At 45.9% G+C, this 11,092-nt stretch carries 10 protein-coding genes, 1 tRNA gene and 1 pseudogene; 6 read left to right on the top strand and 6 right to left on the bottom strand.

Annotation, left to right across the window (positions count from 1 at the left end; genetic code table 11):
• The 4 genes and pseudogenes from ACUVJL_RS02735 to ACUVJL_RS02720 all read left to right on the top strand — a co-directional run.
• Window positions 1-271 (top strand): annotated as a pseudogene (locus ACUVJL_RS02735) (RNA-guided endonuclease TnpB family protein); the annotation flags it as partial.
• 62 nt (window positions 272-333) lie between these two features.
• Window positions 334-1,116, top strand: coding sequence for an MBL fold metallo-hydrolase (locus ACUVJL_RS02730; RefSeq protein WP_445244441.1), 783 nt, complete (start codon window positions 334-336; stop codon window positions 1,114-1,116).
• 591 nt (window positions 1,117-1,707) lie between these two features.
• Complete coding sequence (locus tag ACUVJL_RS02725) at window positions 1,708-2,316, top strand: fasciclin domain-containing protein (protein ID WP_445244440.1); 609 nt, start codon at window positions 1,708-1,710, stop codon at window positions 2,314-2,316.
• 66 nt (window positions 2,317-2,382) lie between these two features.
• Window positions 2,383-2,538, top strand: coding sequence for a hypothetical protein (locus tag ACUVJL_RS02720; protein WP_445244439.1), 156 nt, complete (start codon window positions 2,383-2,385; stop codon window positions 2,536-2,538).
• 186 nt (window positions 2,539-2,724) lie between these two features.
• Here ACUVJL_RS02720 and ACUVJL_RS02715 read toward each other — a convergent pair whose 3' ends face one another.
• The gene (locus ACUVJL_RS02715) at window positions 2,725-3,660 is read right to left on the bottom strand and encodes a cobalamin-binding protein (protein ID WP_445244438.1); all 936 of its coding nucleotides are present in this window, start codon (window positions 3,658-3,660) and stop codon (window positions 2,725-2,727) included.
• Window positions 3,661-3,748: 88 nt separating this feature from the next.
• Complete coding sequence (locus tag ACUVJL_RS02710) at window positions 3,749-6,469, bottom strand: glycosyltransferase family 39 protein (RefSeq protein WP_445244437.1); 2,721 nt, start codon at window positions 6,467-6,469, stop codon at window positions 3,749-3,751.
• Between the two features lie 134 nt (window positions 6,470-6,603).
• Between ACUVJL_RS02710 and ACUVJL_RS02705 the strand changes: the two genes are divergently transcribed.
• Together ACUVJL_RS02705 and ACUVJL_RS02700 are read left to right on the top strand one after the other, a co-directional pair.
• Window positions 6,604-6,676, top strand: a tRNA-Phe gene (locus tag ACUVJL_RS02705).
• Window positions 6,677-6,726: 50 nt separating this feature from the next.
• Window positions 6,727-7,311: a hypothetical protein gene (locus ACUVJL_RS02700; RefSeq protein WP_445244436.1), complete on the top strand. Its 585-nt coding sequence runs from the start codon at window positions 6,727-6,729 to the stop codon at window positions 7,309-7,311.
• Between the two features lie 3 nt (window positions 7,312-7,314).
• On the opposite strand, the gene ACUVJL_RS02695 is transcribed toward ACUVJL_RS02700, so the two are convergent.
• The 4 genes from ACUVJL_RS02695 to ACUVJL_RS02680 form a co-directional block, all read right to left on the bottom strand.
• A complete protein-coding gene (locus ACUVJL_RS02695) occupies window positions 7,315-7,506 on the bottom strand; it encodes a hypothetical protein (protein ID WP_445244435.1) in 192 nt (63 codons plus the stop codon).
• Between the two features lie 193 nt (window positions 7,507-7,699).
• Window positions 7,700-7,855, bottom strand: a complete 156-nt coding sequence (locus ACUVJL_RS02690) for a GYF domain-containing protein (protein ID WP_445244434.1) — start codon at window positions 7,853-7,855, stop codon at window positions 7,700-7,702.
• 249 nt (window positions 7,856-8,104) lie between these two features.
• Window positions 8,105-10,216 carry a caspase family protein gene (locus tag ACUVJL_RS02685; RefSeq protein WP_445244433.1) on the bottom strand — a complete coding sequence of 704 codons (2,112 nt, stop codon included), beginning with the start codon at window positions 10,214-10,216 and terminating at the stop codon, window positions 8,105-8,107.
• Between the two features lie 87 nt (window positions 10,217-10,303).
• The coding region (locus ACUVJL_RS02680; protein WP_445244432.1) for a WD40 repeat domain-containing protein at window positions 10,304-11,092 on the bottom strand (789 nt) is incomplete at its 5' end.

The raw sequence follows: 11,092 nt of genomic DNA, 5'->3' as shown, positions 1-11,092 counted from the left end.
CCTGAATCTAGATCCGATTCCTGTGTACGGGCATACTGGCACTGATGATGTCGCATTTAGCGGTAAGCGAATCAAGAGAGGTTTGTACAGAACATCAATCGGTCAATTAATCAACTCCGATGTCAACGGGTCTTACAATATCCTCAGAAAAGCAATCCCAAATGCGTTTAGCAATGGGATAGAGAGCTGCGTAGTTGGGCCAATGCGGGTCAATCCGCTCAAAGTAAAAGTGAAAGGGGAGGGACTTAATGCCTCCCATGCCATGTCATAAACGACTATACTTTTACCAGCTATAACAACAAACGACCCACACCCGACAACCCCAACCACAAGATGAAACGGCGACAATTAATACGTTACGCACAGACGGGTTTGCTAGCAGCTTTAGCAACTGGTTTACCATCTGGATGGGAAAGCTATCAAGCTCAAACTGCTGATGCTTTGTCGATTCAGTGGTTGGGCCACACTTGCTTCTTGTTCGCCGGAGGCGGTGCGAGGGTACTGGTGAATCCTTTTCGCCCCCTGGGCTGTACGGCAGGCTATCGCTCTCCTAAAGTGCCAACAGATTTGATTCTGATTAGCAGCCGGTTGCTCGATGAAGGGGCGATCGACGGATTTTCGGGCAATCCGGGCCTTTTGTACGAACCGGGCGCTTACAACTCTAACGGACTGCGGATTCAAGGGATTCGGACCCAAAAAGACCGTGAGGGAGGAAGGCGATTTGGGGTCAATGTGGCTTGGCTGTGGCAGCAAGCGGGCGTTAAGATTTTACACTTGGGCGGAGTTGCTGGCCCGATCGGCATTGAAGAACAAATCTTGATCGGGCGGCCCGATGTAGTGCTGATTCCCGTGGGCGGCGGGCCGAAAGCTTACACTCCGGCGGAAGCGAAGCAAACTTTGCAACTTCTCAAACCGAAGATGGTGATTCCCACACATTTCAAAACCCAAGCCGCCGATGCTGCTGCGTGCGATTTGGTGCCGCTAGATGAATTCTTGGCGCTGATGGAGGGTACGCCGGTGCGCCGATTGAATAATGACACCATTTCGATCAAATCTGCTGACTTACCCCAAACTGGTTCGGTGATTGAGGTTTTGAGTTACAAATTTAGCGGTTGATGCCCGATTTCTCAGCTTGCGTTATAGTAAGGAAGTTTTGGTCGATCCCGGATCGAAGAGAATTTTCTCTCTACCTTAGCCTCTGGCAACCTTGCTTTTTGTCGAGATTTGGCTAACATAACAATTCATGTTCACTGTTTTATCTCATAAGGAAATGCAAGCGCAGTCAGCAACCCAGCCCTAAAGGGACTGAGCTTGGTCGCGAGAAATCTCTCGCAAGCTGTGCTGACCAGACCCCTCGTAAGAGGAGCCGTTATTTGAGTCACGACACCGGGCGAATGCGTAGCTAGTTCCCCGCTCTGTCGCTCGTGATTAAACAGTTCCAAGGTCACTGGAACAGTGTTGCGAGCCTAACAAGCTCTTATAACAAGGTCGAAGCTAACATTACCCCGTAAGGGAGGCTCGAAAGAGCAAACATTATGGGTACAGGATCGTGAGGTTTGAAGTGGTAATTGTCGATCGTGAAAGTACATCACATTCATTACATCGAATCAAACGATCCCCCTGTAATGTTCAAGGCGGTTGAAACCGCCGATAGTTTTCCTCTCAGCGCTATGCAGCGACTGAGTTTCCCACTTACCGACAGGTTTTATGAAAAATCAAAATTTACCTAGCTGGATGAAACAACTCACAGGTTTCGCAGGAGTAATCGGCGCTAGCGCGTTGATTGGTTTCCCGGCTTGGGCTCACATCAACTCCAACACCAATGTTGCTAATGCAACTCAAACTCAACAAGTTGCAGGAAATGTGAAAACTGCGGCCTCACCGGCACCAACTGCAGCTGCTAAGGATATTGTTGCTATTGCATCTGGCAACGGTCAATTCAAGACGTTGACGAAGGCTTTGGGATCTGCCGGTTTGGTTACAACTTTACAAGGCAAAGGCCCTTTCACTGTTTTTGCTCCGACTGACGCGGCATTTGCTGCTTTGCCAAAAGGAACTGTGGAGGATTTGCTCAAACCGGCAAACAAAGCCAAACTTACTAAGATTTTAACTTACCACGTTGTTCCTGGTTCGGTTTTATCTACTAGCCTGAAATCCGGCGATGTTAAAAGTGTTGAAGGCAGCTCGCTGAAGGTGGGAGTTAACTCAGGCAAAGTTACTGTCAGCGGCGCTAATGTTGTGAAAGCTGATATCAAAGCTAGCAACGGCGTTATTCACGTAATTGACAAGGTATTGATGCCGCCCGATGTGAAGTGAGACTAGCGGTTTTTGCATCAATTGATGTCAGATTCGGTTAAATGAAGGCGAAGTAAGGACACAACATTGTTGTGTCCTTATTTGTATGGCAGGCAATTCAGAATTAGAGCAGAAGGAAGAAGGAAGAAGGAAGAAGGAAGTTCGGCAACGGATTCTGTAACGGATGTAACGGATGTAACGGATGTCAGGAAGAAGGAAGAAGGAAGAAGGAAGAAGCAATAAAATCAATCGTTTCAGCCATTAACAACGTCCTAACCGTCTTGGCGGTTGGTATAATATATAGCAATCCTTGCAGGAGTCGTAAATTTTTTACCCCACCCCAACCCTCCCCTTATCAAGGGGAGGGAGTAAGCAATTCACAAATGATTTAGGATTGCTATAGATAAAGCTTTAGCTAGCTGCGGCTATTTACAAAAATGGCTGCCAACCCTTACCCCGATAGCCAAAATCGAAGATTTCGGGATGGAGAATTTCTGCTAAAATTTCTAACGAATCAACCAATCTCGGCCCCGGTCGATTAAAGTAAGAATTGCCGTCAGTTATGTAAACTTTCCCCGTTTTTACTGCTGGCAACTCAGGCCATTCTGCGTATTTAGTTATCGGGATTGCTTCGCTGTGAGTTCGGCTTAAATCAAAGCCGCAAGGCATGAAAATAATTACATCGGGATTAGCTTCTACTAGCGATTCCCATTTTAACCAAGGGGAATGTTCGCCGACAATTCCAAATAGCGAATTGCCTCCCGCCATTGCTACTAATTCGGGAATCCAGTTACCCGCAGCCATCAAAGGCTCAATCCACTCGATGCAAGCTACTTTGGGAACTCTCTCTTTTGTGGTAAGAATAGATGATGCTTGTGTTTTGGAGATAATAGCATCGATGCGGGATTGCAAAAGGTCGATCGCACTTTTGCCATCTACGCCCAAAGCATCAGCAACTCGCTGAATATCCGTCCAGATTTCTGCTAGCAGATTCGGCTGCAAAGAAATAATTTCCGGCTTGCTATTTACCAGCGTGCTTACCGCTTGTTCAACCTCTGTTAGAGAACAAGCGCAGACTTCACATTGAGCTTGAGTAATAATGTGAGTCGGCTGCAATTTTTCCAAAGTATCTATTTCTACTTTATACACGCTGAGGGCATTTTGCAACAATTCTGTCACGCGGTTGTGAATTTCGCTGCTAGTTCCTTCGGGATTGAATTTAGGCTGAGTGCAAACAGGTAAATTTTGGATTTCGGGGGGATAGTCGCACTCGTGGGAACGGCCCACAATTGCATCGGTTAATCCTAAAAGTGCTACAATTTCGGTGGCACTGGGAATTAGAGAGACAATTCTTGGTTGGTTCATTGGTTTTCTGTTTTTTACCGATTCGGAAGCACAGGCGAAGCACAGGCGAAGCACAGGCGGGACGCCCGTGCCACAATAAAAGGGATTGTTAAATTTTTAGTTTTTTTAAGTATTGCAAATCTTGCCATGCTTGAATGAGATTACCTTGCATCAGAGCCGCTACACCGTTTAAAATTCTAATTTCCGGTAGATTGGAGTTGAGAGCGAGAGCAGGTTTTAAGGCTGTTTGAGCGGCTTTGGGATGCCAGCCGTAAAGCTGGACGAAAGCGAGATAAGCATAGGCGTATGGGTTTTGAGAGTCGAGTTGGGTAACTTTTTCTAAGGCGGCGATCGCACTTTTGGCATTCTGCTGCAATACCCGAGAAAATGCCAAAGCATAAGCCAATTCTAGATTATTGGGTTCTTGCTGCAACCGATATTCTAACGTTTGTTCCGCTTGCACGGTATAATCTTGAATTGGATCGTACTGATTGATGCGCCCAATCTGCTCGAACACGGGTTCTAAACCGGGCAATCCTTTGGGTAAATTAACCGCCATCGCCCGCAATTGAGTCACCAAATCTAACTCAGGCTTATCTGTATTATTCTCGTTTCCAGGCTCTGCCTGAGAACGCATATCCAGAGGCTCTGCCTCGATATTAACACTAACTGCCGGCACATTAATCGGATAAGTTTCACCGGTTTTCCGATTTAGATAAGTAGCTTGCAGATTGTAAGTTCCCGGTGCAATATTAGCAGGAGGAAGCATCGCCGTGCGATCGACAACTCGAAACCCCACAGCAAATTTATCCGCTTCCAGCATCCCCGGATGCAAAGTCGCCTGGGCGATCGCGCGATCGTGTAAAATCCTGAAAGTCTGTCCCGGTGGAATATCGCCAGACTGCTGATTTTGCCACGTTACCAACACTAAACCAGACTGCAACTGCTGCCAAGGTCCAGACCAAGTATAAGTAATCGGCAGCGCGACTCCGGGAACTGCTTTTGCAGCGACAGTAACTCGATCTAATTGTACTTGCGATCGCGCTTCATTCAACGGCTGTATTTCGACAGGCTGCACTCGCTTGCGATAAAGATTTAAATTAGTATAATCTGGCAAAACCCAAGTTTTTTCTAACTGGAATTTATCCCCTTTTTCAATCGCGGTTACGGCTGCATTTTGAGCTTTTTTAATCCCTTCGCGAATCGAACCTTGGGGGCCAGTTTTAGTTACGAACCAAGAGAGCGATCGCACATCTTGTGGCACTTGTTTTAAATTCGTTCCCACCTGCCGGCCGTAAACCTGAAAATTAGCCAAAGCACCGTAAAAATTCAAATTATGCTGGTTAATTTCCGGCGTCGAAGGCAACACGCCTAAAGTAGATTGTAAATAAGGTTCCCTATCAATAATTTCTGCAATTACCTCTCGGTGTGGCCACTCTTTCCCCAAGTAAGGATAGTTAGAATTGCCGGGACTAATAATTTGGACTAAGCTATTTCCCAGAGCACCTCCCAGCGGCAAGATATGGAACAGCATCGCCAAAATTGCCAAGCCAATTGTACCCCAGCGAATTTGTCGTCCCCACCGAGAAGGCCACAGCGTTAAACAGTAGGCTAAGAAAATAGATAAAACTGGTAAATAAGGTATCACATATCGGTCGTCTTTGTTGATATTTAGAGAATTAATTAAATAAGCTCCTACCCAGAAAACAGCGAGCCACCGACAGGAGTTAAGATAAAAGATGGACGAGCTATCTTGCCGACGACGCCAATAAAGTATCAATCCTACTAAGGGAATAAGTAACAAAGGCCAAGAAATGTGTTCGGGTAAGTGTTGACCGTAGTAAATCCAAGCGTCGATCGTATTGATGCCCGGATCTCCTTCGGCGATCGCAGAATCCAGCGTTGCCCGTTTTCCCCCGGTCAAAATTAACAGCCAATTGGTTTTCGCCCACGGCCCAAACACCGCAACCGACAGCAACAAACTACCTGCTAATTGAGCTAATCTTCCCCAAGCTTTTTGGCGCACAGCACCCACAGCTAACCACACAATCGGGGTAAACAGAAATAATACAGTCGTGTGTTTAACTAATATTGATAAGCCGAGAGAAATTCCAAAGGCGATCGCCCAAAAGAAAGACGACGGCGAGAGGGGGAGAGTGGGGGAGTGGGAGAATTTATACTTTTTCTTTGTTCCTTCTTCCAACTGAATTCTATCGGTTACATCCGTTACAGAATCCGTTGCCGAACTTCCTTCTTCCTGACATCCGTTACATCCGTTACATCCGTTACAGAATCCGTTGCCGAACTTCCTTCTTGCTTCAGAAGCCTTCCACATTGTCAGACAATAGAAAGCAAAAGTAATCGCCGCAGTGAGGGGAAAGTCGAGTAAAAATTGCAAGCGGAACCGATAAAGTCCCGGTAACAAAACGCAAATTGCAGCGGCCCACAAACCGACTTGCCGGTTAAATAGTTGGACGCCCAGACAGTAGACTGAGGCGAGGAGAATTGCACTAAATAATAAATGAACGAGGGTTGCCCGATCGCCCCCAGTACCGAAAACCTGAAGAAACGGAACCGTCAAGATGTACACCAAGGGCGGAATTTTCGTCGAAAGCAGCCAGAAGTTTGTCCACCACTCCCCGGAAAACCACTGAGGATGCTGCAACGCCTGCAAGTAATTCAGGGTACTCGTGAGGTATTCTGCCTGATCCCAGGCGGGAACAGATCGATCGAGGGCAAACCAGAGGCGATCGCTAATTGCCCCCAGCAGCCAAATTATGCCCAAGACAAGCAGACTCTTGCCCTCGCTGTCCCGATCTTGCTGTGCCATTGCGATTCTTGGATTTTAGGTTGCAGCTTTTAGCTTACAGGCGGGGGGTTCTCGCGCGATCTAAAAATTAATTTACAAAACCCCTTGCTAAATTCCCTATGTGTCTGCTAAGGTGGTTAAGCGTAAAAAAACAAGCCGAGATAGCTCAGTTGGTAGAGCAGTGGACTGAAAATCCACGTGTCCGGAGTTCAAGTCTCCGTCTTGGCATCGCAAAGCCCTCACAAAGTTGAGGGCTTTTTATTTGGAAAACTTGAACTATGCAGTCAATTATCGAACTCGACTTATTTTTTATGCAGCAGGGCAAAGTATATCAAACTCTGGAAAACTTAAAAGATAGGCTCACCAGGGCTGGCATCGACTACGCGGTAATTGGCGGCATGGCTTTAACTATTCACGGTTACGTCAGAGCTACTCAAGATGTAGATTTGCTGATGACTGCTGAAGGTTTAGAGGCATTTCGATCGTCCCTAGTAGGCAGAGGTTTTGTACCTGCATTTGCAGGGGCCACCAAGATGTTTAAAGATGCTGCGACGGGGGTATCAGTGGAAATTATCACCGCAGGGGAGTTTCCAGGTGACGGCAAACCTAAGTCGGTTAGTTTTCCCGATCCGGCGGTGGCGGCTGTTGAGTTAGACGGGATTAGGGTAGTTCGGCTGACGACTTTGGTGGAACTCAAACTGGCGTCGGGATTGACTGCGCCCGATCGACTTAAGGATTTGGCAGACGTACAGGAATTGATCCGAACGCTCAGTTTACCTGAAAGCTTGGCCCAGGAGATTGATGAATCTGTTCGGCCTGAATATTTGAAGTTGTGGAGAAGCGTTCAGCCCCGCCGAGAATAGTTTTTACAGTACATTATTTAACTGCTTAAATTTGCGAAACTTTTCCTGCAATTGCTCGATCGCACTCTCTAAGGGAATTCCCTCACCCCGCGATAGTTCCGCCTCCGCTTCCTCCACGCCCGATCGCACCTCCTCCACCCACTCCCAATAATGCTTCCGCGTTTGCGTCAAAGTCTGGAGGGCTTTTGTAATCACCTCTTCCGGCGAGCTAAACTGCCGCGCGTGCTAATTGCGCTTCGATCAATTTTACCTGCTCAGGACTCAAAGTAATATTCATAAAAATCTCCGGGAGTCTCGCTGACACAAATCCCTTTTCTAAGAATAGCGCTACTTTCTGGGCAGTGCGATCGTCTTAAGCGCCGATCGACGTGCGGTGACGTGTACTGTCTTATTTTTGAGTGAGGTACGCCGCTAGTTCTGGAATTTCACTGGCGCGCAGCCACTCCGCTTCCCCGCGCCGCACATTGGTTCGGGCTGTGATTTCCTGAACCTCCCATAATTGCAATTTGGTATAGGGCCCCTTGGCTTCACCGCTGAGAAACACGTACCATTGAGGAACTTCAGGAGTTGGCTGGGTCGTCTCACAGGCTTCATCCGATTCATTCCACTTGCGACTTTGATTGAGTGCCAGTTGCGTAAGTCCTGTTGAACTTTTTATGTTGAAAAAGGATTGAGATTCGGATTAGGCTAATCTTTTCCAGGAATAACAAGTTTTTGACTTACAACCGCAGATCAACACAAATGACCGCAGAGGGATATAAGCTTTGGCAGCATCCTTAAAAAATTATCTAAATCAAACCCCACTATTTTTCACCACCACTTCCACCTTTTCCGTCGTCCATTCCTCACTCGCATCAGTCACAACCGTAATCTTCCGCTTAGGATTTTCTTCATCCACAACCACCGTTAATAACTGTTCTAAAGCATTGGTCGGTTTTTTATCCCCAACTTCTGGACGAGGTTGATCTAACGGTGGCAACTCTAACACTTGAAAATTTGTTGCATCCACCGTAGCAAACACTTTAATGATAAATACTCCTTCCTGATAATTTTCTGGCAGTTCGAGTTCAATGGTAGTTCCTTTGTCTTGTCCGGGATCTACAGGATCATCACTACTACCTCTAGGATAGAATTTGACAATACTTAAATCTGCCTGAAGTATTAAAGCAGAAATATTTAAAATTCGCTTAGATTCATTGTGCATTCGCAGCATAACCCGTTCGCCTTCTTCTAACACTGGCACCTTACCATCAGCATTCAAAACTACTTGTTCTCCTTTTACTGATTTAACTAACTCTACCTTAATCTTGCCATTTAATGTAGCAAAAGCATCCTCATTATCCAGCTCCAAAATACTCTCATATCTGGCAACATGGATTAAGCGATTAATTAGCCTTTCTGTGGCTTCAGCTTCATCAATCCTTATCGGAAAAAGAACATTTTTGATGAGTTCTCTATTTGCATCTAAAATCCAATACTCCCCTTCATAATTCAGGTAAACAAAATAATCTACATTCTCATCTGTTTCTGTTTCAGAACAAAATTCTATCCAGCGATGGCCTTCAACTTTTGTTTTAATCTCTTCTATTTTCGTAGAAATTGATGCAATAGTGACACCCGGAAATGGTGGTAACGGGTCAGGTAAGAGAAGGCGAACTTTGCGAATTTGTTTTAATCCTGGCGACAAATAGACAGCAGGGGAACCGATTTCAATCATTCCTTCGGTTAATTGATTATTGATGGTTCTGATACCATATAGCGCCGTTACTTCTGCCCAACAGTCCGATGCTCCCAATTCTACTACTTTAGCCGTTGCGATGCGGTTGTCACTATCTTCAAAATCCCTCGTTCTGAATTTGAAAATATCAAATTCTGCCCCTTTTTTAATACCGCTAGCTTGACCCATTTGTAGCTGAACTCGGTTTTTCTTAATATCTACTTTCATCACCGGCACCTTACGGCTAGCAACGAAAGATTGACCGCCAAAAAAAGTGCGATCTGTCTCTCCCATCAACATGGGTGTTTGTCGTTCAAATTCATTGTTAACTTGACTAGAAATTTTATTAAATAGCTCCTCTACAGAAATTTCTGTTCCCTCTTGCCGCAAAGCTTTTAATAAAAAATAAGTTAACGCGCCGTTGCGTTCCGTCCCTTCAAAAACCTTTTCATAAGCAAATTCATGATCCCGGCAAGCAGCGATTAAGGTATAGCCTTTCGGTTCGGGTAACAAACCATTGACAACGGTAATATTGCGGCTATTTTCTGTTGAAGCTTGCCAATTTTGGGCTAATTCCTGAAGCGGGGCGACTAAACTATCCGTAGGTCGAGGAGTGGTGTCAATAAACCCTTCCCCGCGAATCCGGTCATCTCCGCTCATTTCTCTCGTTGCACCACCAGAATGACAGCTATCGAGTACGAGGGTGACAACCAACTCTTTTTCCACCATTTCTTCCAGAAGTTTAGCAAATTCCAAATCGCGCAAATAGCGGGAATTGGGTTGACCGATATCTGTCGGAACTAAGGCTTCATCTAAACCCCCAAAACCCTTGAGGCTTTCAAAAATTGTTTTCGCCCGTCCCCCGTGACCAGAGTAGTGAATATAGACTTGATCTTGCGGTTGGGCTTTGGCCGTTAGTTCCTTGAATTTGTCAACAATATTTTCATACGTGGGTAAAAGTTCCGGGGGTTCTTGGGGTTGATTTGGATTCTCAGAAGCAGTTGCAGTGAGTTTAATAATTTGGTCGGGGGTGAGGTTAAAAGTGGTTTTTAAATAGGTTTCGACATGGTTAATATCTTGAACACATCCCCGCAGGTTTTTGTAGTAGTTACCTTCTGGCAACCGATGGGGGAAGTAGAAATCGATACCGATGAGGAGGGCGTAGAAGTTGGGGGTTTGGTTAGTCATGTTAGATGCTGGGTAAAGGGTTTTAGAAAGGTTGGATTTTTATATGGTTTAGGTGCTGGTTTTTATGCAGTTTTCCATCTGAAATTATCAAAGCTTCTTGCATAAATTTCTGTCAATCTCAATGGCTTCTATATCATCAGGATTAGGTTTAAGATAATTGTCTATGAAATTGCATCCTTCCTGAACTAAATAATCAAAATCCCACTTCCACAGTTTTACTCTACTGTCATCACTGGCAGTTGCAAGCATCTTGCCATTGGGGCTAAAGCTGACGCTATTAACCACTTGTGTATGACCAGTGAGAGTTTTGATTTCCTTCCCTGTTGTTGTATCCCACAGTTTTACTTGACTGTCACCACCAGCAGAAGCCAGTATCTTGCCATCGGGGCTGAAGCCGACACCGCTAACCCAGTCGGTATGGCCATTGAGGGTTTTGATTTGTTGCTCTGTAGTGATATCCCACAATTTCACTGTGGTGTCAGCACTAGCAAAAGCTAGCAGTTTGCCATCGGGGCTGAAGCTGACGCCATTAACCGTAGTATCCTCGGTGAGGTTATTGATTTGTTTGCCTTGACTGATATCCCACAGTTTTACGGTGTTGTCAGCACTACTAGAAGCTAGCAGCTTGCCATCGGGGCTGAAACTGACACCATTAACTTTCTCTGTATGCCCAGTAAGGGTATTGATTTGTTTGCCCGTGCGGGTATCCCACAGTTTCACTGTCTTGTCAGCACTGCCAGAAGCTAACTGCTTGCCATCGGGGCTGAAGCTGACGCCCCAAACCGAGTCTGTATGACCAGTGAGGGTATTGATTTGTTTGCCCGTGCGGGTATCCCACAGTTTCACTGTCTTGTCAGCACTGCCAGAAGCTAACTG

This window comes from Microcoleus sp. OTE_8_concoct_300 (genome assembly GCF_031383065.1).
GTDB lineage: Bacteria > Cyanobacteriota > Cyanobacteriia > Cyanobacteriales > Microcoleaceae > Microcoleus.
The sequence above is the reverse complement of the archived record's forward strand: the minus strand, read 5'-3'. Positions and strand labels throughout refer to the sequence as shown.